We start from the raw sequence: 26,262 nt of genomic DNA, 5'->3' as shown, positions 1-26,262 counted from the left end.
GCCGGCAGTATCTCGGAGGGCGGAGCGATCAGCTGGTCAGCAGTCGCATGAGGTTCTTGTAATCCTCACGGATGTCGGAGCTCTCCTCCTGAAGCTGCTTCACCTTGCGGCAGGCGTGCAGCACCGTGGTGTGATCACGCCCTCCGAAGGCATCACCGATTTCAGGCAGGCTATGATTGGTCAACTCCTTGGCCAGGGCCATGGCCACCTGTCGAGGGCGTGCCACCGAGCGAGAGCGGCGCTTGGAAAGCAGGTCGGCGAGCTTGATCTTGTAGTACTCGGCCACGGTACGCTGGATATTGTCGACCCCCACCTGCTTGTCCTGAAGGGCCAACAGGTCCTTCAGCGATTCGCGGATAAAGTCCTGGGTGATCGGCTTGCCCATGAAGTGGGAGTCGGCGATTACCTTCTTGAGCGCCCCCTCCAGTTCGCGCACGTTGGAGCGGATCTTCTGGGCGATAAAGAAGGCGGCATCGTGCGGCAGGTCGACCCTGGCTTGATCGGCCTTCTTCATCAGGATGGCGACTCGTGTCTCGAGCTCCGGAGGTTCGATCGCGACCGTCAGTCCCCAGCCGAAGCGGGACTTGAGGCGCTCCTCCACACCACTGATCTCCTTGGGGTAGCGATCGGAGGTAAGGATCATCTGCTGACCGCCCTCGAGCAGGGCGTTGAAGGTATGGAAGAACTCCTCCTGAGAACGCTCCTTGCCGGCGAAGAACTGAATATCATCGATCAGCAGAGCGTCGACGCTACGGTAGAAACGCTTGAAATCATTGATGGCGTTGAGCTGCAGCGCCTTGACCATATCGGCCACGAAGCGCTCGGAGTGCAGATAGACGACTCGCGCATTCTCGCGGCGGCCCGCCAGGGCATTGCCTACGGCATGCATCAGGTGAGTCTTGCCCAGGCCCACGCCCCCATAGAGAAACAGCGGGTTATAGGCCCCACCGGGATTCTCCGACACCTGGCGCGAGGCGGCCCGAGCCAACTGATTCGACTTGCCCTCGACAAAGGTCTCGAAGGTGAAGTTGGGATTGAGGCCACTGGTGTGCTTGAGACTCCCCTCTACCTGGACCTGACGCTCCCCTCCTGGTCGTCGGGCCGATGGCGCTTCGTCTCGGGATGCCTGAATCTCGGCCTCGTCGGCCACCTCACCCCGGGGTCGCGTATGGACCGCAGGAGCTGCCGGCTGCCGTGGCATCGCCGATACGGGAGTGCCGAGCTCCCGCGGTTGTGGCCGAGGTGCGGCACGCCGGCTTCCCACGCTCAGGACTACCTTGGGTGGCCGCGCGGGGGAGAGCTCGCGCAGCAATTCGGTGATCCGCTTGGCAAACTTGTCGCTGACCCAGTCGCGCACGAAGCGATTGGGGGCCAGCAGGCATAGCTCTCCCCCTTCGCCCTCCTCTGCCTGAAGCGGGCGAATCCAGGTGTTGAACTGCTGCGAGCTCAACTCATCCTGCAGGGTATCCAGACACTGTTGCCAGAGAGCCAGCGACACGCGACGTCACCACCTTGTCGTAAAACGGCCGGGCATTGTATCGCCACAACACTCGGTTATCCACACCCCGAGGCACCTTGACACACCCTGTGGAAAACAGGCGTATGGTGTGATGACGCCTTCTGTATTGAGTTGTGGGCAATCCAGTGTTGTGGAGAAGGCCCATTTTCATCCACAGGATTCCCGCGTGAAGGGCACCGTTTTTCCCATCACTATCCACATATTTTATAGCATCCCAACTAGTTGTCGTAATTGATATAAAACCAGTTATCCACAAACAACTTCCCCAGCATTAATAACAAGGCATTACAAGATATGAACATTATTGATATTGATACGGCGCAAGCCTGCTAGGTACCTGAATCTCCCTCTGGCTGCCGAAATCTCACACCTCCCGGTGCCATCGCCATCACCCCTACCTTGCCGAGAAGTGCAACAAGCACACGGAAAAATTGCACCGCTCGGGGGAAAACACTACAATTTCCGGTCTTGAGCCGAATACGTCCGGGTTCCCAGCGGGAATCCAGGCGCCTCGAAAACGACGAATCGTCCTGAAAACCACGTGGGAATAACGAGTTATGAAACGCACCTTTCAGCCCAGTGTCCTGAAGCGCAAGCGCATGCATGGTTTCCGTGCCCGGATGGCCACCAAGAACGGTCGTGCCGTCCTGGCGCGTCGTCGCGCCAAGGGCCGCAAGCGCCTGAGCGCCTGATCACGGACCCTGCGTGCCCTGTCAAACGTTTCCCCGCCGTCTGCGCCTGCTGACGGCAGGGGACTACCGTCAGGTCTTCGAGAACGCTGCCTTTAAAGTACATGGCAAAGGGCTGATGGCACTCGCCTCGCCCAACGATCTGGGACACCCCCGTATCGGCCTTGTGATCAGCAAGAAGAGCATGCGCCGCGCCGTGGACCGTAATCGTGTCAAACGGCTGGTACGCGAATCGATCCGATTTCAGCAACATCGGCTACCTGCCGTCGACATCGTGATATTGTCACGACGCGGAGTCGGTGAACTGGACAATGAGACCCTGCACCGGCAGCTGTTCGGAATGTGGAAAAGGCTGACTCGCGACGCCAAGAAATCGTTCGCAACACAGCTACCACCGAACATCGAGCCACCCTCATCGGATCGGAGCTCGCGGGATCATGAGCGCACTCCTTCGCAAGACAGGACTTGACGCTGCCGGGGCTACCCTAGAAAGTCCGTGTTCGGAATACAGCCTGCCCCTGGCAGGCTTTTGTCTATCTCGGGCGGCTGAATCGCCTTCCGCCCCTGGCAAGTTCACTACCCACTGGGCAGAACCCTCATGGACGTAAAACGACTCCTATTGCTGATTCCACTGGCGGTGCTCGCCTATCTGATCGTCGTACAGTGGAATCAGGACTACGGCCAGATGGCCGCTGAGCCGCAGGCTCCCTCCTTCACCAGCAGCCAGTCCGCAAACAACGGCTCCCAAGTCGAGAATACTGATGAAGGCCTGGCGGCTCCCACGGCGAACAGTGGCGATCGCATGACGGAGGCGATGCCTGGCGAGAACGCGACAGCGTCCAGCCGAGACCTGGTTGCCGTGATGACCGACGTGCTGGATCTGCGTATCGACCCCCAGGGCGGCGACATCGTCTATGCGGCCCTGCCCCAGCATACGTTGAGCCTCGACTCGGATCGCTCCTACGTGATGCTTTCTGATGGCGAGACGCGCAGCTACGTGGCACGTTCCGGGCTTCAGTTAGATGGCCAGTCCGGGCGCATCGCCTATGCCCCCGAGCAGACCGAGTATCGCCTGGCCGAGGGGGACAACCGCCTCGAGGTAGACCTCAATGGTGAGGTCAACGGTATCGAGGTCATCAAGCGCTTTATCTTTGAACGCAACAGCTATGCGGTAGATGTCGAGTACTTTCTGGCCAACCATACCGAGTCGCCTGTCTCTGCCCGCTTCATCGGGCAACTGGCCCGAGACAACAGCAGTGATCCCTCCTCTGGCCCGAAGATGGGAATGCGCTCCTATCTCGGTGCGGCCTACTCCACGCCCGAGGATCGTTACCTGAAGGTCGACTTCGATGAGATTCAGGAGGGCAAGTTCGAGAACCGCGAGGCCGAGGGCGGATGGGTAGCAATTATCCAGCACTACTTCGTGAGTGCATGGGCACCGCCGCAGAACCAGCAGAATCTCTTCTACGCCACCACCGACTCCCGGGGGCGCAACGTGGCCGCCTTTGCCGGGCCCGTGACGGAGCTGGCAGCCGATGGTGAGGCACGCCTGGGCGCTACTCTGTATGTGGGCCCCAAGGTGCAGGATTATATGGAAGCGGTGGCACCCAACCTCAAGCTGACCGTCGACTTCGGCTGGCTGTGGTTTATCGCCAATCCGCTGTTCTGGCTGCTCGACAAGATTCATGACGTGATCGGCAACTGGGGCTGGTCCATCGTGCTGCTGACCATCCTGGTCAAGACTGCCCTGTGGCCGCTCTCCGCCAAGGCTTACAAGTCCATGGCCCGCATGCGCAAGCTGGGCCCGGAAATGCAGCGTCTCAAGGAGCAGTATGGCGACGACCGCCAGAAGATGTCCCAGGAGATGATGAAGTTCTATCAGAAGGAGAAGATCAATCCTCTGGGGGGCTGTCTGCCGATCCTGGTGCAGATGCCGGTATTCATCGCACTCTACTGGATGCTGCTGGAGTCCGTGGAATTGCGTCACGCCCCCTTCATGTTCTGGATTCAGGATCTCTCGGTGAAGGATCCGCTGTTCATCCTGCCAATCCTGATGGGTGCCTCCATGTTCGTGCAGCAGATGCTCAACCCGACGCCGCCGGACCCCATGCAGGCGAAGATCATGCGCATGCTGCCCATCGTCTTCACCTTCTTCTTCCTGTGGTTCCCGGCCGGTCTGGTGATCTACTGGGTGGTGAACAACATCATCTCCATCGCCCAGCAGTACGTGATCACTCGTAAGATCGAGAACGACCCCAGCGTCGGCAAGGGCATGAAGACCAAGTAACCGCTCATTCCCGAGCCACTCCCCGGACCCCCGCCCATGCGGGGGTCTGGCGTTTCTGCGGAGGCGCGACGACAATGCCTGCACCACGCATAGGAGACCCCCATGGCCCCGCTTCACGACCAGGACACCATCGCCGCACTGGCCACTCCGCCGGGACGCGGCGGCGTCGGCATCATTCGGGTCTCAGGCCCGCTCTGTGCAACGATCGCCGAGGCGGTGGTGGGCCACTACCCCGCACCTCGTCACGCGCACTATGGACCCTTTCAAGGCAGCGGCGGCGTGATTGATGAAGGCATCGCGCTCTTCTTCCCCGGGCCACACTCCTTCACCGGGGAGGACGTCCTCGAGCTCCAGGGGCATGGTGGTCCGGTGATCATGGATCTGCTGCTCGGCCGCTGCCTCGAGCTGGGGGCCCGCCCCGCCCGTCCGGGTGAGTTCTCCGAACGCGCCTTCCTCAACGACAAGCTGGACCTCGCCCAGGCCGAGGCGATCGCCGACCTGATCGATGCCAGCTCCCAGGCCGCGGCGGAAAATGCCCTGCGCTCCCTGCAGGGAGACTTCTCGAGACGAGTCGAAGGCCTGGTGGAGCGTCTGATCGAGCTGCGCATCTATGTGGAGGCGGCCATCGATTTCCCCGAAGAGGAGATCGACTTCCTGGGTGACGGCCGGGTGGCGGCGATGCTCGCCGAGGTAAAGGCAGAGCTGGCAATGGTTCGTGCCGCCGCCGGCCAGGGCGCGCTGATGCGTGAGGGCATGAACGTGGTGATTGCCGGTCGGCCCAATGCGGGCAAGTCGAGCCTGCTCAATGCCCTGACCGAACAGGAGACGGCCATCGTCACCGATATTGCCGGCACCACTCGGGACGTGTTGCGCGAGCATATCCATATCGACGGCATGCCGCTGCATGTGATCGACACCGCCGGCCTGCGCGACACGCCGGACGCCGTGGAACAGATCGGTGTGGCTCGCGCCTGGGAAGAGATCGAGAAGGCCGACCGGGTACTGCTACTGGTCGATGCCGCAGCCACCGACGCCACCGACCCGATGGCAATCTGGCCGGAGTTCGTGGCCCGGCTACCCGACCCTTCGCGGCTGACCCTGGTACGCAACAAGATCGACGCCAGCGAAGAGCGCCCGGGACTCGACTTGTCCACACCCACTCCCATCGTGAAGCTCTCGGCGAAGACCACGGAGGGTGTGGATAACCTGAAGGCGCATCTCAAGGAGGTAATGGGCTTCAACGCCACGGCAGAGGGGCGCTTTTCGGCCCGCCGGCGCCACCTCGATGCCTTGGATCGCGCCGAACAGGCACTCGAGAACGGAGAAGCTCAGCTCACCGGCCACGGTGCAGGCGAGCTGCTCGCCGAGGACCTGCGTGATGCCCAGCAGGCACTGGGCCAGATCACCGGTGAGTTCAGCGCCGATGATCTACTCGGCGAGATCTTCGGCAGCTTCTGTATTGGCAAGTAGACCAGTACACCGAGCCACGGCGCTGTCAGCGCCACTCATACAACCCCGCTCGGCGAGATCTTCGGCAGCTTCTGTATCGGCAAGTAGATCAGCATGCGAGAGCTTCGGCAGCTTCTGTATCGACCAGTAGCGTTCACTTGCGAAAGAAGTGCGTCTTGTCGAACAGCTCGTCCAGTCGCTCGTAACGATCACGGACCTCCGGCCAGCGCTGCTCTTGAACCGCGGCGATCATTGTCTCAAGCAGCATCAGGGTGGAGACGCTAGAGTCCCATCCGGATGGAATCTCCACCCAGCAGTTGAAGGTTACATCCGCCACGCTTGAGATCGGTGACCCCCACTGGTCGGTACATAGCACGATGGCCACGCCACGTTGGCCGACCAGCTCGGCAAGACGCAGCAGGTTGGTCTCGTAACGGCGAATATCGAAGATCAGCAGGGTATCCCCTGGCTGCATGTCGAGCACGTAATGCGGCCAGGTGCCCGAGGAGTCACTTAGATGAGTGACTCGTGGGCGCACTGCCTGCAGATGGGTAAAGGCGTAGTCGGCCAGCGCATGAGTGATGCGACCACCGACGATAAAAAGCTGATGTTCGGTGTCGGCCATCCGGTGAATCGCCTGATCGAACCGTTCCAACTCTATATGGGCGAAGGTCTGCTCGAGATTATGGCGAACCGCGTGGGTCAGTCGGTTCAACAGGTGCGTCTCGGGTGCCTCGGCAAGCCAGCTGTTGCGCCGCTGTGTCGGCCCCACACCGCGGGCTTCAAGTTCATCAAGCAGCGCCTGATGAAACTGCGGATATCCCTTGAAACCAAGCTTCTTCACCATCCGTGCCACGGTCGGCGAGGAGACCCCTGCCGCACTAGCTACGCTGGTGATCGAGGCGAGCCCCGCCGCCGGATAGTTCTCCAGCAGGGTGTTGGCCAACTTGCGTTCGGACTGGGTAAGTGCCGAATAGTGCTGGCGAATAAGCTCACGCACGGTAGGTTTAGGAGTCGTCAAGCATCACCTGTCTATGGTGCGCCATAGGGGGCAAGAGGCGCGTCTGAATAAATCTTGACATTCATATTAACTCCCGTCTATATCTTTACAAGAACGTGGAGGAAACACGATGTCAATAACAACAATGCCAATAACAACAATGTCAACAACTGAGGCATCCCCGAGTGTAGAGCTGCACAACCCTGCCGGCATGGGGCCGGTGGTGCTTTTGTGCGAACACGCATCGCATCATATCCCCTCGTCCTATCACGAGCTGGGTCTGGACCCCCGACACCGCTACAGCCATGCGGCATGGGACCCAGGGGCTCGTGAGCTGGCCCTGCGGCTCTCGCAGGCGCTAGATGCGCCCCTGGTGGCCAGCCGTGTTTCGCGGCTGGTGTATGACTGCAATCGCCCCCCTGAGGCAGCCAGCGCCATGCCCGAACGCTCCGAGATCATCGAGGTCCCGGGCAATCATCAGTTGACGCCGGACCAGCGCCAAGCCCGTATCGAGTCCGTCTACCGTCCCTTCTGTCGCAGCGTGACCCAGGTCATCGAGGCTCGCACCGAGCGGCAACACCCCACCGCGCTGGTCACCGTGCACAGTTTCACCCCCGACTATCACGGCCGGCCAAGGGCGGTGGAGATCGGCGTACTCCACGACGCGGACAGCCGTCTGGCCGATGCCATGCTGACCCAGGCATCACACCTGGCGCACCGCAAGATAGAGAGAAACGCACCCTACGGGCCCGAAGACGGCGTGACCCACTCGCTGAAGTTGCATGGCATCGGCCATGGGCTACCCAACGTGATGCTCGAGATCCGCAACGACCTGCTGTCTACCCCCGACGCCATCCAGATAATGGCCGGCGAGCTGCTGCAGTTGATTGAACCGGCTCTGGCAGAGCTGGGGTTGACCCGCCCCGGTCCGAAAGGATCCCACCATGCCTAGCCTGATCCGCAGCTATATCCGCACCATCGATGCCCTCAACCGTGCCATCGGTCGGAGCGCCATGTACCTGATCTTCGTGCTGATCGGCGTGCTGCTGTGGTCGTCGACCTCCAAGGTGTTTCTGACCCCCTCGATGTGGACGCTCGAGACCGCCCAGTTCGTCATGGTGGCGTACTTCGTGTTGGGCGGCCCCTACTCGATCCAGCTCGGGTCGAATGTGCGCATGGATCTGTTTTATGGCGACTGGAGCCTCCGAACCAAAGCCTGGGTCGATGCCTTCACGGTGTTCTTCCTGCTCTTCTACCTGGGAGTGTTGCTGTACGGCGGACTGGTATCGACGGCCTACTCGCTGGGTTACTTCGGCAGCGAACCCTTCGCCTTCCTGTTCAACCTGGGATGGACCTTCCTGACCCAGGGGCCCTCGGCAGCGGGAGACATGGTCGGCTTCCTGGAGCGCAGCCCCACCGCCTGGCGGCCGTGGCTCTGGCCGATCAAGACCCTGTTATGCATCGGTATTTTTCTGATGATTCTTCAATCCCTTGCCGAACTTTTCCGGGATATCGGCCGGCTTCGCGGAGTGGATATCTGATGTCGTACGAGATGATCGCCATTGTCATGTTCAGCTCGATGATGCTGATGCTGATGACCGGACAGCGGGTATTCGGTGCCATCGGTTTCGTCGGCGCCCTGGCCGGTGTACTCCTCTGGGGCACCGGGGGAGTGGATATTCCCTTCTCCTCCGCCATGAAGCTGATGAAGTGGTATCCGCTGCTGACCCTGCCGATGTTCGTCTTCATGGGCTATGTGCTCTCCGAGAGCCGCATCGCCGACGACCTGTACCGGATGTTTCATGTCTGGATGGGGCCAGTCAGAGGAGGGCTGGCCATCGGAACCATCGGCCTGATGGTGCTGATCTCGGCCATGAACGGGCTTTCGGTGGCGGGCATGGCCATCGGCGCCACTATCGCCCTGCCCGAACTGCTGCGGCGTGGCTACGACAAGATCATGGTCACGGGTGTTATCCAGGCAGGCTCGAGCCTGGGGATTCTCGTGCCCCCCTCCGTGGTGCTGGTGCTCTACGCGATGATCGCTCGTCAGCCGGTGGGCCAGCTATGGCTGGCCGGGGTGCTGCCGGGGCTGATGATGGCGACGCTGTTTATCCTCTACATCTATTTTCGCTGTCGCCTGCAGCCCGAGCTGGGACCGGTACTGCCCGCCGAGGAGCGCGATGTCCCCATGGCGGAAAAGCTGCGCCTGCTGCGCGCGGGCGTGCTGCCGCTGGTGATCTTCGCGGTGATGATGGTGCCCTTCGTCAAGGGCTGGACCTCGCTGGTCGAGAGCTCCGCGGTGGGTGCCACGGCGGCCTTGCTGGCGGCCATACTAAAGGGGCGCATGACACGCCGGGTATTCGAGGTGTCGGTGCGCCAGACCCTGGCGATCTCCTGCATGTTCATGTGGATCATCCTCGCCGCCCTGGCCTTCGGCGCCATCTTCGATGGGCTGGGCGCGGTCAAGGCGATCGAGAGCCTCTTCACGGAGAAGCTGGGACTATCACCATGGCTGATCCTGATCCTGATGCAGCTCAGCTTCATCGTGATGGGAACCTTCCTCGACGATACCGCCATGCTGGTGATCGTGGCGCCGCTCTATGTGCCGCTGGTCGATGCCCTGGGCTTCGACCTGATCTGGTATGGGGTGCTTTACACCATCACCACCCAGATCGCCTACATGACGCCGCCGTTTGGCTACAACCTGTTCCTGATGCGCGCCATGGCTCCACCCGAGATCGGTCTTCGCGATATCTACCGTTCGATCATCCCTTTCGTGTTCGTGATGACGGTGGCCCTGAGCCTGGTGATGCTGTTCCCACAGATCGCCCTGTGGCTGCCCGGCTATGTCTATGGTCAATAAACCAATCGATGACCATCCGATTTGGCGTTAGTACCGAGGGTCATCGCCATCAGGAAGCACTCAGGGAGGAGCGCTCAATCACGTAGAAAACAAGGAAAAGACGAGTGTTATCAACAGTGTTATGAGATAGCAGGAGAGCGAGACAATGACAACAAGACGCAAGTTTCTGATTACCGCCGCCGCCGGTGCCGCCATGGCGCCACTGGCCAGCCGCGTCATGGCGCAGTCCCAGGACGAACCCACCATCAAGTGGCGCATGCAGACCTATGCCGGCGCCGCGCTGGCTGAGCACGTCGCCAAACCGGCCATCGACCTGTTCAACCGCATCGCCGGGGACCGCATGCAGATCGAGCTGTTCTATGCCGATCAGCTGGTGCCTACCGGCGAGCTGTTCCGTGCCCTGCAGCGTGGCACCATCGACGCGGTACAGTCGGACGACGACTCCATGGCTTCGCCCACCGAGGTGACCGTGTTCGGCGGCTACTTCCCCTTCGGCTCGCGCTATAGCCTGGATGTACCGGTGCTGTTCAACCAGTACGGACTCAAGGAGATCTGGGAGGAGGAGTACGCCAAGGTCGGCGTCAAGCACGTCAGTGCCGGCGCCTGGGATCCCTGCCATTTCGTCACCAAGGATCCGATTCGCAGCCTCAAGGACCTCGAGGGCAAGCGTATCTTCACCTTCCCCACCGCCGGGCGCTTCCTGTCACAGTTCGGCGTGGTGCCGGTGACCCTGCCCTGGGAGGATATCGAGGTGGCGGTACAGACCGGGGAGCTGGACGGCATCGCCTGGTCGGGTATCACCGAGGACTATACGGTCGGCTGGGCCGACGTCACCAATTACTTCCTGACCAACAACATCTCGGGGGCCTGGATCGGCCACTTCTTCGTCAACATGGAGCGCTGGAACGCGCTGCCCGAGGATCTTCGACTGCTGTTCGAGGTCTGCTGCGAGCAGTCCCACTATTACCGTCAGCACTGGTACTGGGGCGGCGAGGCCAAGCTGCGGGTACATGGTGACAAGCTCGAACTCACTTCCATTCCCGACGCCGAGTGGGATCAGGTGGAGAACGCCGCCCACGCATTCTGGGACGAAATCGCCGCCCAGTCGGAAACCAAGGCCAAGGTGGTCGAGATCTTCAAGCAGTACAACGCCGACATGCGCAAGGCCGGCCGACCTTACCGCTACACCGACGCCTGAGACATCACGATCCCGGCTACGCCGGACCCCGAGCCTTACCGCGCCCCAACATCCTCGGGGCGCGGCACGGCGACCCCATAAGGAGCCTTGGAAATGAACAGTGCAGTGACGCTGGATGCCCTGGAAGCCCTAGCGGATCAGGTCAGAAACGGTGAGGTAGACACGGTGCTGGCGTGTTTCGTCGACATGCAGGGCCGGTTGATGGGCAAGCGGCTGCATGCGCACCACTTCATCGACGGAGGCTGGCGAGAGACCCACTGCTGCAACTATCTGCTGGCCACCGACCTGGAAATGGAAACCCCGGATGGCTATGCCAGCACGTCCTGGCAGGCCGGGTACGGCGACTACATCATGCGGCCCGACCTGAGCACGCTGCGTCCGCTACCCTGGCTCGAGGGCACGGTGCTGGTGCTGTGTGACGTGCTGGATCACCACACCCATGAACCCGTAGCCCACTCCCCGCGCGCGATGCTGAAGCGTCAGCTGGCACGTCTGAGTGAGCTGGGTCTGAGCGCGATGATGGCCACCGAGCTGGAGTTCTTCCTGTTCGAACAGAGCTTCGACGAGATCCGGCAGGGGGACTTCCGCGACCTGCAGCCGATCAGTGGCTACAACGAGGACTACCATATCTTCCAGACCACCAAGGAAGAGCATGTGATGCGCCCCGTGCGCAATCACCTCCACGCCGCCGGGATCCCCATCGAAGGGACCAAGGGGGAAGCCGGCCGCGGCCAGGAAGAGCTCAATATTCGCTACGCGCCGGCACTCGATACCGCCGACTATCACACCATCGCCAAGCATGCGATCAAGGAGATCGCCTGGCAGCAGGGCCGTGCGGTGACCTTTCTGCCCAAGTGGCACCACGCCCATTCGGGCAGCTCCAGCCATATTCATCAGTCGCTGTTTCGAGATGGATCGTCCGCCTTCTTCGATGAGGATGACAAACTGGGAATGTCGCCACTGATGAAGCACTACCTGGCCGGTCTGCTGCGCTACGCCGCCGATACCACCTACTTTCTGGCGCCCTACGTCAACAGCTACAAGCGCTTCCAGAAGGGCTCCTTCGCCCCGACGCGCACGGTGTGGTCGGTGGACAACCGTACCGCCGGCCTCCGCCTCTGTGCAGCGGGTACCGAGGCGGTAAGGGTGGAGAACCGTATCGGTGGCTCCGACCTGAACCCCTACCTGGCCATGGCGGCCCAGCTGGCCGCCGGCATTCGCGGAATCACCGAGGAGCTGGAGCTACCGCCGCCGGCCAAGGGCGACACCTACAGCGGCGACAGTGGCTTGATTCCACAGAACCTGCGCGATGCCAGAGACGCTCTCGCCGGCTCCACGATGCTGCGCGAGGCGCTGGGCGACAGCGTGGTGGACCACTACGTGCGTGCCGCCGAGGTCGAGCTGGAAGCGTTCGACCAGGTGGTGACCCAGTTTGAGGTGGCACGCGGCTTCGAGCGCGCCTGAGCAAGGCAATGTTCAACGATTTCAGCCTACCGGAGAGGATAATGGGCCAGACACTGCAATGCATCTCACCGATCGACGGCACGGTCTTTGCCGAACGCCTGACGCTGTCACCCGACGCCGCGCGTCAGGTGGCACAACAGGCGCGCAAAGCCCAGCTCGAGTGGGCCGCCCGCCCGCTGCAGGAGCGTATCGACCGCGTCCTGGCCGGCATCGCCGCGGTGGGTGAGATGAACGACGTTATCGTTCCCGAGCTGGCCCATATGATGGGGCGGCCGGTGCGCTACGGAGGCGAGTTCGGCGGCTTCGAGGAGCGTGGCCGACACATGGCCAAGATCGCCCAGCAGGCACTGGCCGATATCATGATTAGCGACGACGCCGGCCTCAAGCGCTACATCAAGCGTGTTCCTCACGGCGTGGTGCTGGTGGTCGCGCCCTGGAACTATCCCTATATGACCGCCATCAACAGCGTGGCCCCGGCGCTGATCGCCGGCAACAGCGTGCTTCTCAAGCATGCCACTCAGACCCTGCTGGTCGGCGAGCGCATGGCTCAGGCGTTCCACGCAGCGGGGGTCCCCGAAGCGGTGTTCCAGAACGTCTTCCTCGATCACGCCACCACTTCGACGCTGATTGCCGAACGTGCCTTCGAGTTCGTGAACTTCACCGGCTCGGTGAACGCCGGCCGCACCCTGGAACAAGCAGCCGCGGGCACCTTCACCGGCATGGCCCTGGAGCTGGGCGGCAAGGATCCAGGCTATGTGATGGAGGACGCCGATCTCGATGCCGCCGTTGCCACCCTGATCGACGCCGCGATGTTCAATTCCGGCCAATGCTGCTGCGGCATCGAGCGCATCTACGTGCACGAAAGTCTCTTCGACGCCTTTGTCGAGAAAGCCGTGGCACTCGTCGAGGACTACCGGCTCGGCAACCCGTTGGAAGAGACCACTGATATCGGCCCCATGGCCCATGTGCGCTTCGCCGCCGAAGTACGTGCTCAGATCGACGAGGCGGTCGCCGCCGGCGCCACGGCACATATCACCACAAAACCCCAGGACGATGGCGGTGCCTATCTGACACCGCAGATCCTGACCGGGGTGAACCATGGCATGCGAGTGATGCGCGACGAGAGCTTCGGCCCGGTGGTGGGCATCATGCCCGTTGCCGATGATGCCGAAGCAATTCGGCTGATGAATGACAGCCCCTTTGGCCTGACCGCCAGCCTTTGGACCGCCGACCTTGCTCGCGCCGAACATATCGGCGATAGGCTCCAGACCGGTACCGTGTTCATGAACCGCGCCGATTATCTCGATCCTGCACTGTGCTGGACCGGTTGCAAGGATACCGGCCGCGGCGGCTCGCTGTCGGTCATTGGCTACCACAATCTGACCCGCCCCAAGTCCTACTACCTCAAGGCTCCATCGGACTAACCGATACCAGGCATCAAACGCGCCCCGAACGGGGTACTGTTAACATCCGAGGAGAAGACACCATGACACTGACGGGAAACTGGTCCTATCCCACCGCCATCCGCTTTGGCGCGGGGCGAATTAGCGAGCTACCCGAGGCCTGCGCCCAGGCCGGCATCCGCCGCCCTCTGCTGGTGACCGACAAGGGATTGGCCACCCTGCCCATCACCCAAGCCACGCTGGATATCCTCGAGGCGGCCGGCCTCGGTCGTGCGCTCTTCGCCGAGGTCGACCCCAACCCCAACGACATCAACCTGGCGGCCGGAGTGGAGGCGTACCGGGTAGGCAAGCACGACGGTGTGATTGCCTTCGGAGGAGGCTCGGGACTCGATCTTGGCAAGATGGTGGCCTTCATGGCCGGTCAAACGCGTCCAGTGTGGGACTTCGAAGACATCGCTGACTGGTGGACCCGTGCCGACGCCGAGGCGATCGCCCCCATCGTCGCAGTGCCTACCACTGCCGGAACTGGCTCCGAGGTAGGTCGAGCCAGCGTGATCACCAACTCCCGAAGTCACGAAAAGAAGATCATCTTCCACCCCAAGGTGCTGCCCTCGGTGGTGATCTGCGACCCCGAACTCACCGTCGGCATGCCGAAGCCGATCACTGCCGGTACCGGCCTGGACGCCTTTGCCCACTGTGTCGAGGCGTTCTCGAGTCCCCACTACCATCCCATGAGTCAGGGTATCGCCCTTGAGGGCATGCGTCTGGTCAAGGAATATCTGCCGCGAGCCTATGCCGATGGCGGCGATATCGAGGCCCGCGGTCAGATGATGAGTGCGGCGATGATGGGCTCCACCGCCTTTCAGAAAGGCCTGGGGGCCATCCATGCGATGAGTCATCCCATCGGGGCCCTGTTCAACAGCCATCATGGCACCACCAATGCCATCTGCATGCCGGCAGTACTCGATCTCAACGCCGAGGCGATCCGCGAGCGCTTCGACATGGCCGCTGCCTATCTGGGCATCGAGGGCGGTTTCGATGGCTTCCGTACCTTTGTACAGACACTCAACGACCAGCTGGGCATTCCCCGCACCCTCTCCGAGATAGGAGTTACCGAGGATCGCATCGACGAGTTGGTCGCCATGGCCCTGCAAGATCCCAGCTGCGGAGGTAACCCCATCACGCTGACCCAAGACAATCTCGAGGCACTGTTCAGGCGCTGCCTGTGATCCCTTCGCCTCTCTGCCCGCTACTCGCCCACCCACCAGTCGGCCTGGTAGCGGGCCTCTCGCGATAGCAGGGGCGCTACTCTCGCCATGGCCTCGGCCAGGTGCTTATCAAGCCCCCAGGGCGGATTGGTTATCAACATGCCGCTGCCATACATGCCGCCGATCCCTTCCTTGGAAGCATGCAGCATAAACTCGCTGCGCCACACCTTGCGTAGCCCATGTGCCTTGATCGCCTCAAGCAGCTCGTGGTGGCGTCCCGCCGGCAATAGCGGATACCACACCATTATCACGGCATGCCGCGCCTTACGCAGGGTCGTCGACAGCGTATCGGCCACTTCGACATACTCCTGCTTGCGCTCGTAGCTGGGGTCGATCAGCACACAGAGACGCGGCGTCTTCACCGGCAAACGCTGCACCAATCCTTTCAAGCCATCGCCATGGATCTTACGGACGGCGCCGTCCAGCGTCTGTTCCGTCAGATGCTCATGCTCCCCTGGATGCAGCTCGAAGAGCAACTGACGATCCTGGGAGCGCAGGCACCGGCTCATCCACCAGGGCGATCCTGGGTAGTGGCTCAACCGTGACGGATCCGACTGTACCTCGGCCAGGGCCGCCAGCCAGCCATGCAGAAGTCCATTCGTCGAAAGCGATCTACGGGACTCCCATAGGGGCAGAACCCCCAGACGGTACTCATGCAGCCGAGCTGTCTCCTCCGCGGCCAGAGGATAGAGGCCTCGGCCGGCATGAGTATCAATATACGTAATAGATGATTCTTTACGTAATAGATGATTGATAACCCCATGCAGCGTCAGATGTTTATGAACGTCGGCAAAGTTGCCGGCATGATAGGCGTGCTGATAGGAGAGCATGGGAGAAGGATCCGCGAATCGGTCAGAAAGAGAAAGGGCTCGTCACATGTGTGACGAGCCCGACAGGTTACCGCTTGCTGTGAGATAGCGCTTACTCGAAGCGGCTCTGAATGGGAGAGAGGGTGATTTCGACACGACGGTTCTGGGCACGACCCTGCTCGGTGTTGTTGTTGGCCACCGGCTGGTTCTCGCCGTAGCCGGCCATGTTCAGGCGACTACCCGCCACACCTGCCTGAGCGAGATAGTTGCCCACGGCCTGGGCACGACGCTCGGAGAGGCGCTGGTTGTAGCCGGCGTCTCCGGTACTGTCGGTATGCCCCCCGATATTGACGCGGGTATCGTCATACTGAGTCAGCACCCTGGCCACATCATTGAGGGCATTGCGCGCATTGGACGTCAGGTCGCTGGAATCGAATCCAAATGTCACCTCACTGGGCATATTCAGGACGATATCGTCACCGCGACGGTCGACGCCGATGCCGGTGCCCTGGGTGCTCTGACGAAGCTGCTGCTCCTGACGATCCATGTAGGCGCCGACACCGGCACCCGCTGCGGCGCCCACGGCGGCACCTATAAGAGCTCGGTCGCGACGGCTGGTGCTGCCATCACCGCTGAGTGCACCAGCGGCGGCGCCCACCACCGCGCCAATGGCGGCACCGGTTCCCGTCTGATTGCGGTTGGTCTGGCCGCTATAGGGGTCCGTGGTGGCACAGCCCGCCAGTAGAACAGCGGCAGCCAACGGAGCAACAAGGCGAAATGGCTTGGTCATCGTGAATATCTCCTTGGTTCAAAGGGCCCGATCTATCATCCATGGGGGCCGTTAATGGCGAAGGTTGCGATGAGCCTTTTCACAGGCGGCATCGTCATTGCTCGTCGATCGATGCCAGCAATTCATTCAAGAATAGTAGACCTCGAGGCGAAGCTTGAAGCCTATGGGCCGCTTCCACCAACATTCCTTTTTCACGAGCGGTCACAAGACGCTCGGCCAGCAAGTTTTCTGGCAAACCGGTGGAATCACGCCACAGCGTCATCGGCACCCCCTCGGGGAGTCGCAGGACATTCATGGCGAACTCCAGCGGTAGATCGGCCTCGCTGACGCGATGCGCATCGGCAACGAAACCACGCGGATCGTGGCGCCGGCGCAGATAGGAGTCAGGCTGACGACTCTTCCAGCGGCGTTCGATATGCAGACCATCCTCCTCGCCGGGTGTGCTCAACTTGCCATGGGCGCCGGCGCCGATGCCTAGATAGTCACCGAACCGCCAGTAGTTGAGATTATGCCGCGATCGATACCCTTGTCTCGCATAGGCCGATATCTCATATCGATGGTAACCCGAAGCCTCGAGACGCTCATGGCCTCGATCCTGGATCTCCCAGAGTGCTTCCTCCTCGGGCAGAGCCGGCGGATAGCGGTAGAACTCCGTATTGGGTTCCAGGGTGAGCTGATACCAGGAGAGATGCTCGGGTCCCAGCGCCTGGGCACGCTCAAGATCCTGCAGCGCCTGTTCGGGGGTCTGGCCCGGCAACCCATGCATCAGATCGATATTGAGGTTGTCGAAACCGGCCTCGCGGGCTTCGACGAAGGCGGCCTCGGCGTCATCACCGCTGTGGATGCGGCCCAGCGCCTCGAGCTGCGCTGCCTGGAAGCTCTGTATTCCTAGCGACAGACGATTGATACCCGCCGCGCGGTAGCCCGCGAAGCGACCCCGCTCCAGGGTGCCGGGATTGGCCTCGAGGGTGATCTCGATATCGCGGGCCAAGGGCAGCCGCTCGGCTACTCCCGCCAGCAGGCGACGATAGAAATCCGCAGAGAGCAGACTCGGCGTACCACCGCCGATAAAGAGGCTGACCAGCTCGCGCCCCCCCGCCAGCGGCAAGTCGGCGTCCAGGTCGGCGAGCAGGGCGTCGAGATAGGCTTCCTCGGGCAGTCCGGCATCGCGGCCGACGCCATGCGAGTTGAAGTCGCAATAAGGGCACTTGCGCACACACCAGGGTACGTGCACATAGAGTGCCAAGTGCGGAAGCATCGGGGGCAGTAATGCCATCAGAGGCTCCCGCCGACTCGACGGAATGGCTCGACCAGTGCCTGCAGCGCCCGCCCGCGGTGACTCAAGCGATTCTTCTCCGCCGCCGACAGCTCGGCGGCACTCATGCCCTGATCGGGTAGCCAGAACAGTGGATCATAACCGAAGCCCCCCTCGCCACGGCGATGGGCGAGGATCTGCCCCTCCCAGCTGCGCTGCACGATCAACGGCACCGGGTCCTCGGGATGGCGAAGGTACACGAGCACACACCAGTAGCGTGCATCGCGGGCTCCTTCGGGAACCTCGGCCAGCGCCTCGAGCAGCTTCGCATTGTTGCGCGCATCGCTCTTCGGTTCGCCGGCATAGCGAGCCGAGTAGATACCGGGCGCCCCCTCTAGGGCATCGACCTCGAGGCCCGAATCATCGGCCAGCGCCGGCAGGCCACTGACACGACTGGCCTCACGCGCCTTCAATAGAGCGTTTTCGACGAAGGTCAGGCCGCTCTCCTCCACCTCGGAGACGGCAAAGTCCGACTGTGGGAATACCTGGCAGCCCAGCGGCCCCAGCAGCTGGGCGAACTCGCGCAGCTTGCCGGCATTGCCACTGGCAAGCACCAGGCGAGCGGGAGTGATCATGACATTTCTCTCAGGCAAGCTTCACGTGCTCCTCGATCAACCCCAGTAGGGTATCGGCGGCATTGTCCGCGGTGGTATCGAGATGGACCAGATGCAGACGCTCCTCGTCGCCGAACGACTCGAACCGCTGCTGCTGCCGCACCAATACCGCCAGGCTCTCCTCGACGGGGACACCCTGGCGCGTGGCTCGTTTCTCGATGCGCCGCCGCAGGGTGGCATCATCGGCCTCGAAGCTGACCAGCAGGCAGGGGAGGCCACGGGCCTCGGCCTGCTGACGCAACTGATCGCGCTGGGCGCGGGTCAGGCAGGTGGCATCCACACAGGCGGGAATACCGGCATCGAGCAGATAGCCGGCACAGGCGGCAAGCCGTCGATAGGTCGCTGCCGTGGCTGCCTCACCGAAGATATCCACACCCCTCTGAACGGAATCGTCCTGTGGATGGTTTGAACTCTCTTCAAGCTGTGCAAGACGCTGACGCTCAGCCTCTGAACTGACACGAATCGCACCGAGGCCAGTCACCAGCCCACGCGTAAAGCGGCTCTTGCCACTGCCCGAGACGCCCACGGCGATCACCAGTGGTGGAAAGCGAAACTCCGCAATCCGCTCGGCAAGCGCCAGGTAGCGACGGCACTCTGCCATGCTCTCGGCCAGCAGAGCGGAGTTTTCCGTATCGACCCCATCCGCGAGTCGACGCCGCAGGGCACGTCTAGCCGCGGTCAACGCATGACAGGTTCCGAACAGCGAAAGCAGACGGGCGAGTTCATAGTCTCCTGATTGGCGCAGATAGCGATCCAGCGCCAACCGCGTCAACTCCGGAGTCTCGCGCCCCTCCAGGCCCACTAGCAGCGCCGCCAGGTCGCTTGCCGGATCGTCGACGAGATCCGCCCCCGGCACCTCCAGGTCACGACCGATGGCATTGACCAGCAGCGGGCGTCCGCCGTGACACAGTCGGCTTTCGGGATGGTGCAGCGCCCAACTCGGTACCTGCCGATTGGCACGCGCCTCGAGGATGGGCGTCAGCCGCACCAGGTCCTGCTCCAGCCACTCGCCCAGCTGGTCGAGCCGCTCACGCTCCCCTTCATCCCACAGGGCCCCGCGGATCTCCGCCAGCTCGGCCTTCATGGCCAGCGTCAATGGCCGACCGGCATCCTGCGCCACAGCAGCGTGGGGTATCGCATCGCGATGATGGGCCACCAGGGCATCGATAAGCGATTCCAGCTCAAGACTTTCGCCACTGCCGGCCTTGTTGGCGTCCAAGGTATGACGCATGGTGATTCTCCCGGTGGTGGATTCGATAGTGCGTCAGTCCTGACGTTGCTCAGTCTTGACGTTGCATAGCCACGAAGGCCTTCTCGGCGGCATCCAGGGTGAACTGAATATCCTCCGGTGTATGGGCGCTGGACATGAAGCCCGCCTCGTAGGCCGACGGCGCGAGATAGACACCCTCGTCGAGCATCGCCGAAAAGAAGCGACGGAAGGCGTCGGCATCACAGGCGGTGGCCTGGGCAAAGTTGTCGACCCGGCTCTGGCCGGTGAAGAAGAGGCCGAACATGCCCCCGGCACTCTGGGTGATCATCTCCACGCCTGCCGCATCGGCACGCTCCTGCAAGCCGTGGCAAAGGGTGTCGACCCGTTGTGACAGAGCATCATGGAAGCCGGGCTCACGCAACTTGCCGAGAAGCGCGATGCCCGCCGCCATGGCCAGCGGGTTACCGGATAGCGTGCCCGCCTGATAGATGGGGCCCAACGGCGAAATATTGGACATGAGGGTTTCATTCCCCCCAAAGGCGCCCACGGGCATACCACCGCCAACGATCTTACCGAGGCAAGTCAGGTCGGGGCGCACGCCATAGTGCGCCTGGGCCCCGCCCATGGCCACACGGAACCCGGTCATCACCTCGTCGAAGATCAGCACGCTATCGTGAGCATTGCAGACTCGACGCAGGCACTCCAGGAAGCCGGGTTGCGGGGGAATGCAGTTCATATTGCCGGCCACTGGCTCGACGATGATGCAGGCCACCTGATCGCCGATCTCCTCGAAGCACTGCTCCACTGCCTCGACATCATTATAGGCCAGGGTGATGGTGTGCTCGGCCAGGGATGCGGGAACCCCGGGAGAGCTGGGCTCGCCGTGGGTCAGTGCTCCCGAGCCTGCCTTGACCAACAGGGAGTCGGAGTGACCGTGGTAGTTGCCCTCAAACTTGACGATCTTGTCACGCCCGGTGACGCCACGCGCTAGACGGATCGCCGACATGGTGGCCTCGGTACCGGAGTTAACCATGCGGACCATCTCGATGGAGGGGATCATCTCGCAGATTAGATCCGCCATGGTGGTCTCGATGGCGGTGGGGGTCCCGAACGAGAGGCCGTTGTCGAGGCGGCTGCGCACCGCGCCCAGCACATCGGGATCGGCATGGCCGGTAATCATCGGGCCCCAGGAACCCACATAATCCACATAACGCTGGCCCTCCACATCGAACAGGTAAGCTCCTTGGGCGCGCTCCATGAACACCGGCGGACGATGCAGTCCCTTGAAGGCACGCACCGGCGAGTTGACGCCACCGGGAATATGTCGGCAGGCCTGAGCGAAAAGCTGAGCGGAGGTTGTCATGTCGTATTCTGTCCTCGGTGCTGTGGATAATTCTCTGGATAAGCTATTCACAGGGAGTGAAAAGGGGGCAAACGTCTTCAATTCCCCCATTCTCGATGCTTCGGCCGCCAAACACCATCCCTCCATCAGGGAGAAGCGAATGATCCGCGATGCGTCGCCACCGGCAAGTGCCAGAGGCGACGCGGCAGTGCCTGGCCCGAGCCGGGTCGCCAACCGTGCGAGAGGGCGTCCCAGGTGAAGGCCTGGGCCTGTTCACACGCCGCCACCAGCGACTCCCCAAGGGCCAGGCGTGCGGCCAGGAAAGCCGCCATGGTGCAGCCGGAGCCATGAAACTGCCCCGCCAGCCGCGGCCAGCTCCACTGACGACTCTGGTCAATGGCGTGCAGTGTGTGTGTCACCCGATCCGCGGGTGCGCCGGGTTCAGGGTCATCGGTTCCGGTCACCAGTACCGCCTGACAGCCGAGACGCATCAGCGCCACGGCTCGCTCCGTGTCCTCGCACAGTTGCGGCGAAAGCCTCGTCAGCTCACCCCGGTTGGGGGTCAGGATATCCACCCGCGGCAGCAGCCGTTCCCGGTACGCGTCGATCAGCTCGATTGTGGATAACTCTCTTCCCCCGCCGGCGCGGAGCACCGGATCGGCCACTACCGGCACCCCGGGGAAACGCTCGAGGATATCGTTGACGGCATCCAGAGTTGCCAGATCGGCCACCAGACCGAGCTTGATCGCCGCCACCTCGAACTCATCGAGGGCAGCGACACTGGCTCGCATGACACCGGGGTCGGCAGGCAGCACCCTGGAGACATCCGTACAGGACTGGACGGTCAAGGCCGTAGGGACGGTAAGCGCCCAGCCGCCACCAGCAGCCACTGCCTCGGCGTCGGCTACCAGACCAGCGCCGCCAGTCGGGTCATGGCCCGCCAGTACCAGCACCACCGGAAGATGGGGTTCGTATGTCACGTCGTCTGCCATCAGAATGGCTTGATCACGGCCAGGAAGATGATGATCAGCAGAGCGATCACCGGCAACTCGTTGAACCAGCGAAAGAAGACATGGCCACGTCGGCAACGTGCCTCGGCAAACTGCTTCAGATAGATCAAACAGACATGGTGATAGCCGACCAGCAGTGCCACTAGCAGCAGCTTGGCATGGATCCACCCCTGAGTCAGCCAGCCAGGATTGAGCACCAGCATGAGGCCACCGAAGAGCAGCACGGCAATCATCGAGGGGGTCATGATGCCGCGATAGAGCTTGCGCTCCATGACCAGGAAGTGATCGATTGCCTGCTGCTCCCCCCGGTCACGCGCCATGGCGTGATAGACGTAGAGCCGGGGTAGATAGAACATGGCGGCAAACCAGGTCACCATGGCGATAAGATGCAGGGCCTTGAACCACAGATACATGGGATTTCCTTGCGGGACCGATGAGATGATGGGAGACGTCAGCCACCGACGCGATAGAAGCGTTCGATGTCTCCGCGGGTGATGATACCGGAAATGCGCTTCTGCTTCGGCCGATGACCATGCTCGACATAGAGCGCATCGAGCATCGAGTCGTTGAGCTTGTTGAACGCCTCGGAGAGCGTGGCCTGCAATCCGATTGGGGCGAGCTCCAGGCGCTCGCCGGGTATCTCCAGCAGGTCGATCATGGGTGGATCACCTTTGTCCCTGCTTCTTTCTTTCGGAGTTTCCTTCCGACCCTGTCGATCATTGGGCACCTCGCCTTCAACGGATGACTCTTCGCTCTCCTTCTCCTCCAGGACGGCCTCTTCCTGGACAGTGAGCCAGCGAGCCAGATCCGCTGCCTTGAGCGCCAGTATCGGCTTCTCGTCGCTGGAACGCTCGATCAGGATCCACACTGGCTCGGACGTCAGCAGCGCTCGCGCCTTCGCCTGGGTCACCATGCGCTGGGTACGCTCCAGCCGACGATCCATCACCGCCGGTACCGAGACCCGCGAGAGCGCCTGCATCAAGGGTTGCTGCAGGGGGTGCAGCCCCTGACGCTTCACGCTGAGGAAGAAACCACCACAGCGGCAGAGCTGTCGTGCGGTCAGGCAGGAGATCACCACCGCTAGCATGCCGGGAAGGATGATATTGGGGTTGTGAGTGAGCTCGAGCAGCGCCATCAATGCCGCCAGCGGTGCCTGAAGAACCGCCCCCATCATCGCCGCCATGCCCAGCATGGCGAACAGCGCCGGATCGGATGCCTCGATGGGCAGCAGCCAGTGGCCCGCCATGCCACATAGCGCACCGGCGGCACCACCGATCACCAATACCGGCCCGATGATGCTGACCGGGATTCCGCAGGCCACGGTGCCGGCGGTCAGCAACAGCTTGCCGACCGCTACAGCGATCAGCACATCCACCGCCACCGAACCGCTGAGCGTGGCCTGCAGGGTGTCGTAGCCCATGCCCTGCACCTGGGGATACCACCAGGCCACAACAGCTACGGCACCACCTGCCATCAGGAAGCGCAGTGCCATGGGCAGAGGCTCCAGGCGCTCACCCAGCCGCGACACCCTCACGAACAGACCGGCAAGCAAACCGATCACAAGGCCACTGACGATGATCCACGGCAGGTCGAGCAACGAGTTGAGATGAAGATCGGGCACGAAGATGGCGGGATCCGGGCCATAGACCATCTGTGCCACGACCGCCCCCATGGTGGAGGCCAGGATCACCGGCATGAAGCCGATGATGGTGTACTCCATCATGACTACTTCCATGGCGAAGATGACCCCGGCGATCGGGGTGTTGAAGGAGGCGGCGATACCGGCCGCCGTGCCACAGGCAACCAGCACGCGCAGGCTGTTGTGGGGTAGCCGCAGACGCTGTCCAAGGCCGCTAGAGGCAGCGGCTCCGAGATGAATGGCCGGTCCCTCTCGGCCGGCGGAAAGCCCCCCCAGCACAGAGATCAGGCCTACCACCCATTGGGTCAGCCAATTACGCAGCGGAAAACGTCCCTGATGATAGGTCAGACGGTCGATCACGTGAATGACCCCCACCTGGCGACCAGCCTGAGGAGTCGACCTCATCCACAACCCGATCAGCAGCGCCGCTCCCAGTGGCATAAGACTGCGCAGCGCCGGTGTAATAGGCTCGAAAGCCTCGGGACTATCGGCGGGGAACAGCCACAGTCCACCCAGTTCCAGCAGGCTGCGAAACCCCACCATCAGGACGCCGGTCAGCACTCCCGCCACAACACCCAGAACGCAGAGTTGCGGCAGTGCATCCACATTGGCAAGCTGGTGGCGAAAGCGCTCCAGTCCTTGGCCGACATCGAAGCGTGGCAAACGCGGCACGTCGTGGTTTCCTTTACGACTGAGTGACAACCTTCCGGTCTTTCACCTGTGTATCATATCCCAGCGGGGCGTTGACAGCCCGGCACCCATCAATCCAAGGAGGCTTACGTGATCAAGGTCGGAATCGTTGGCGGCACCGGTTACACCGGCGTCGAACTGCTCAGGCTGCTGGCCCAGCACCCCGAGGTGGAAGTCGAAGCGATCACCTCACGCTCCGAAGCGGGCCTATGCGTCACCGATCTTTACCCCAATCTGCGTGGTCACTATGACAACCTGACCTTCAGCGAACCCGATGCGAAGCGTCTCGGCGCCTGCGATGCCGTATTCTTCGCCACTCCCCATGGCGTGGCCCACGCCCTGGCCAGTGAGCTGCTCGAGCAGGGCACTCGCGTCATCGATCTCTCCGCCGACTTCCGCCTGCGTGATGCCGCGGAGTGGGCCGAGTGGTATGGCCAGCCCCATGGAGCCCCGGAACTGCTCGACGAGTCGGTGTATGGCCTGCCCGAGGTCAATCGCGACAGGATTCGTGAGGCACGCCTGATCGCCGTACCCGGCTGCTATCCCACCGCCGTCCAGCTCGGCCTGCTGCCACTGCTCGAGGCCGGCTTGATCGATGCCGAGCGTATCATTGCCGACTGCAAGTCCGGCGTCACCGGTGCCGGTCGCGGCGCCAAGGTGCCTTCGCTGCTGGCCGAGGCCAGCGAATCCATGAAGGCCTACGGCGCCAGTGGCCATCGCCACCTGCCGGAGATCCGCCAGGGCCTGGGCGATGCTGCGGGCCGGGCGGTAGGCTTGACCTTCGTGCCCCATCTGACGCCGATGATTCGCGGTATCCATGCCACCCTCTACGGCCGCCTCACCGGCAGTCACGACGACCTACAGGGGCTGTTCGAACAACGCTTCGCCAATGAGCCCTTCGTCGATGTGATGCCGCCGGGTAGCCACCCGGAGACCCGCAGCGTCAAGGGTGTCAATCTGTGCCGGCTCGCCGTGCATCGCCCCGGCGACGGCGATACCGTGGTCGTGCTCTCGGTGATCGACAACCTCGTCAAGGGCGCTTCGGGTCAGGCGATCCACAACCTCAACCTGATGTTTGGCTTCGACGAAAACGCCGGCCTGGCTGCCCCCGCCCTGATGCCCTAATCCGGGGCCCTCCCACCAGACATTGAGGGCGCCAAGGGAAGGTCGCAGAGGAGGTCCTACGACACAAAGTTGACCCTTTTACTGGGGTTTGCGGATAATGACCGGTCACACTTCCATCCCTTGGAGTCCACCATGAGCGAAGCCGAATCCTTCGTCCCCACGCCTCTGATGCTGTCCGACAGCGCACGGGCCCGGCTGCGCGCGCTGATCGCGGAACAGGGCAACAGCGAGCTGAAGCTGCGCGTCTATGTTACCGGTGGCGGCTGCTCGGGCTTCCAGTATGGCTTCGACTTCGCCGACGATATCGCCGACGACGATACCGTCATTGCGTTCGGTGATGTGGCGCTGGTGGTCGACCCTCTCTCCTACCAGTATCTGGTGGGCTCCACCGTCGACTACGAGGAGGGACTGGCCGGCGCTCGCTTTCTGGTTCAGAACCCCAACGCCAGTACCACCTGTGGCTGTGGCGCCTCCTTCATGGTGTAACACCGCACCGCTGGTGTGGAGCGTGAAATTCCCCAACTTGACGCTCTGTCGGAATCTCGCCAAGGTTGGCACGGCGAGTCCCATAGAAAAGT

At 62.2% G+C, this 26,262-nt stretch carries 24 protein-coding genes; 13 read left to right on the top strand and 11 right to left on the bottom strand.

Features of this window, described 5'->3' with window-relative positions:
* Positions 1–28: 28 nt before the first annotated feature.
* Positions 29–1,498, bottom strand: coding sequence for a chromosomal replication initiator protein DnaA (gene dnaA, locus GRB80_RS11720; RefSeq protein WP_161423690.1), 1,470 nt, complete (start codon positions 1,496–1,498; stop codon positions 29–31).
* 578 nt (positions 1,499–2,076) lie between these two features.
* On the opposite strand from dnaA, the gene rpmH reads away from it, so the two are divergent.
* The 4 genes from rpmH to mnmE all read left to right on the top strand — a co-directional run bounded on the left by rpmH (position 2,077) and on the right by mnmE (position 5,965).
* The gene (gene rpmH, locus GRB80_RS11715; protein ID WP_027960517.1) at positions 2,077–2,211 is read left to right on the top strand and encodes a 50S ribosomal protein L34; all 135 of its coding nucleotides are present in this window, start codon (positions 2,077–2,079) and stop codon (positions 2,209–2,211) included.
* 13 nt (positions 2,212–2,224) lie between these two features.
* The gene (gene rnpA, locus GRB80_RS11710) at positions 2,225–2,677 is read left to right on the top strand and encodes a ribonuclease P protein component (RefSeq protein ID WP_132043424.1); all 453 of its coding nucleotides are present in this window, start codon (positions 2,225–2,227) and stop codon (positions 2,675–2,677) included.
* A gap of 129 nt (positions 2,678–2,806) precedes the next feature.
* A complete protein-coding gene (yidC, locus tag GRB80_RS11705; protein WP_132043422.1) occupies positions 2,807–4,495 on the top strand; it encodes a membrane protein insertase YidC in 1,689 nt (562 codons plus the stop codon).
* 102 nt (positions 4,496–4,597) lie between these two features.
* On the top strand, positions 4,598–5,965 hold the full coding sequence (gene mnmE / locus GRB80_RS11700) for a tRNA uridine-5-carboxymethylaminomethyl(34) synthesis GTPase MnmE (protein WP_132043420.1): 1,368 nt from the start codon (positions 4,598–4,600) through the stop codon (positions 5,963–5,965).
* 133 nt (positions 5,966–6,098) lie between these two features.
* Here the strand turns inward: mnmE and GRB80_RS11695 are convergent, their stop codons facing one another.
* A complete protein-coding gene (locus GRB80_RS11695; RefSeq protein WP_132043418.1) occupies positions 6,099–6,965 on the bottom strand; it encodes a MurR/RpiR family transcriptional regulator in 867 nt (288 codons plus the stop codon).
* A gap of 202 nt (positions 6,966–7,167) precedes the next feature.
* Between GRB80_RS11695 and GRB80_RS11690 the strand changes: the two genes are divergently transcribed.
* From GRB80_RS11690 to GRB80_RS11660, 7 genes are all read left to right on the top strand, one after another.
* Positions 7,168–7,896, top strand: a complete 729-nt coding sequence (locus GRB80_RS11690) for an N-formylglutamate amidohydrolase (RefSeq protein ID WP_374708669.1) — start codon at positions 7,168–7,170, stop codon at positions 7,894–7,896.
* On the top strand, positions 7,889–8,485 hold the full coding sequence (locus tag GRB80_RS11685) for a TRAP transporter small permease subunit (RefSeq protein ID WP_132043414.1): 597 nt from the start codon (positions 7,889–7,891) through the stop codon (positions 8,483–8,485). Before GRB80_RS11690 ends, GRB80_RS11685 begins: the two co-directional genes overlap by 8 nt.
* Positions 8,485–9,807: a TRAP transporter large permease gene (locus GRB80_RS11680; RefSeq protein WP_132043412.1), complete on the top strand. Its 1,323-nt coding sequence runs from the start codon at positions 8,485–8,487 to the stop codon at positions 9,805–9,807. Before GRB80_RS11685 ends, GRB80_RS11680 begins: the two co-directional genes overlap by 1 nt.
* A gap of 145 nt (positions 9,808–9,952) precedes the next feature.
* Positions 9,953–11,005 carry a TRAP transporter substrate-binding protein gene (locus tag GRB80_RS11675; protein WP_132043410.1) on the top strand — a complete coding sequence of 351 codons (1,053 nt, stop codon included), beginning with the start codon at positions 9,953–9,955 and terminating at the stop codon, positions 11,003–11,005.
* 93 nt (positions 11,006–11,098) lie between these two features.
* Entirely contained in the window at positions 11,099–12,469 is a 1,371-nt protein-coding gene (locus GRB80_RS11670; RefSeq protein ID WP_202597216.1) for a glutamine synthetase family protein, read from the top strand.
* 41 nt (positions 12,470–12,510) lie between these two features.
* Positions 12,511–13,893 carry an aldehyde dehydrogenase family protein gene (locus GRB80_RS11665; protein WP_132043408.1) on the top strand — a complete coding sequence of 461 codons (1,383 nt, stop codon included), beginning with the start codon at positions 12,511–12,513 and terminating at the stop codon, positions 13,891–13,893.
* Between the two features lie 62 nt (positions 13,894–13,955).
* On the top strand, positions 13,956–15,101 hold the full coding sequence (locus tag GRB80_RS11660; protein WP_132043406.1) for an iron-containing alcohol dehydrogenase: 1,146 nt from the start codon (positions 13,956–13,958) through the stop codon (positions 15,099–15,101).
* Positions 15,102–15,121: 20 nt separating this feature from the next.
* Here the strand turns inward: GRB80_RS11660 and GRB80_RS11655 are convergent, their stop codons facing one another.
* The 9 genes from GRB80_RS11655 to GRB80_RS11615 form a co-directional block, all read right to left on the bottom strand.
* Positions 15,122–15,970, bottom strand: a complete 849-nt coding sequence (locus GRB80_RS11655) for a 23S rRNA (adenine(2030)-N(6))-methyltransferase RlmJ (RefSeq protein ID WP_161423689.1) — start codon at positions 15,968–15,970, stop codon at positions 15,122–15,124.
* A gap of 91 nt (positions 15,971–16,061) precedes the next feature.
* Positions 16,062–16,739: a YiaD family glycine zipper/OmpA-like lipoprotein gene (locus GRB80_RS11650; protein ID WP_132043402.1), complete on the bottom strand. Its 678-nt coding sequence runs from the start codon at positions 16,737–16,739 to the stop codon at positions 16,062–16,064.
* Between the two features lie 94 nt (positions 16,740–16,833).
* Positions 16,834–18,015, bottom strand: coding sequence for a radical SAM family heme chaperone HemW (hemW, locus tag GRB80_RS11645; protein WP_161423688.1), 1,182 nt, complete (start codon positions 18,013–18,015; stop codon positions 16,834–16,836).
* Positions 18,015–18,629, bottom strand: coding sequence for an RdgB/HAM1 family non-canonical purine NTP pyrophosphatase (gene rdgB / locus GRB80_RS11640; protein ID WP_161423687.1), 615 nt, complete (start codon positions 18,627–18,629; stop codon positions 18,015–18,017). The genes hemW and rdgB overlap by 1 nt, the downstream gene beginning before the upstream one ends.
* Before the next feature lie 10 nt (positions 18,630–18,639).
* Positions 18,640–19,899, bottom strand: a complete 1,260-nt coding sequence (locus tag GRB80_RS11635) for a P-loop nucleotide/nucleoside kinase family protein (protein WP_161423686.1) — start codon at positions 19,897–19,899, stop codon at positions 18,640–18,642.
* Positions 19,900–19,948: 49 nt separating this feature from the next.
* Positions 19,949–21,241, bottom strand: coding sequence for a glutamate-1-semialdehyde 2,1-aminomutase (gene hemL, locus GRB80_RS11630; protein ID WP_132043394.1), 1,293 nt, complete (start codon positions 21,239–21,241; stop codon positions 19,949–19,951).
* Between the two features lie 125 nt (positions 21,242–21,366).
* Positions 21,367–22,212 (bottom strand): bifunctional hydroxymethylpyrimidine kinase/phosphomethylpyrimidine kinase, encoded by an 846-nt coding sequence (thiD, locus tag GRB80_RS11625; RefSeq protein WP_132043392.1) that lies wholly within the window; start codon positions 22,210–22,212, stop codon positions 21,367–21,369.
* A complete protein-coding gene (gene hemJ, locus GRB80_RS11620; protein ID WP_161423685.1) occupies positions 22,212–22,643 on the bottom strand; it encodes a protoporphyrinogen oxidase HemJ in 432 nt (143 codons plus the stop codon). The genes thiD and hemJ overlap by 1 nt, the downstream gene beginning before the upstream one ends.
* Before the next feature lie 38 nt (positions 22,644–22,681).
* Positions 22,682–24,541, bottom strand: coding sequence for a chloride channel protein (locus GRB80_RS11615; protein ID WP_161423684.1), 1,860 nt, complete (start codon positions 24,539–24,541; stop codon positions 22,682–22,684).
* Between the two features lie 108 nt (positions 24,542–24,649).
* Here GRB80_RS11615 and argC point away from each other — a divergent pair, with 108 nt between their 5' ends.
* Together argC and erpA are read left to right on the top strand one after the other, a co-directional pair.
* Positions 24,650–25,684: an N-acetyl-gamma-glutamyl-phosphate reductase gene (gene argC, locus GRB80_RS11610; protein ID WP_132043386.1), complete on the top strand. Its 1,035-nt coding sequence runs from the start codon at positions 24,650–24,652 to the stop codon at positions 25,682–25,684.
* 132 nt (positions 25,685–25,816) lie between these two features.
* Positions 25,817–26,170, top strand: a complete 354-nt coding sequence (erpA, locus tag GRB80_RS11605; RefSeq protein ID WP_132043384.1) for an iron-sulfur cluster insertion protein ErpA — start codon at positions 25,817–25,819, stop codon at positions 26,168–26,170.
* The last annotated feature ends 92 nt before the right edge of the window (positions 26,171–26,262 follow it).

The sequence above is a fragment of the Halomonas icarae genome (genome assembly GCF_009901955.1).
Taxonomy (GTDB): Bacteria; Pseudomonadota; Gammaproteobacteria; order Pseudomonadales; family Halomonadaceae; genus Halomonas; species Halomonas icarae.
The sequence above is the reverse complement of the archived record's forward strand: the minus strand, read 5'-3'. Positions and strand labels throughout refer to the sequence as shown.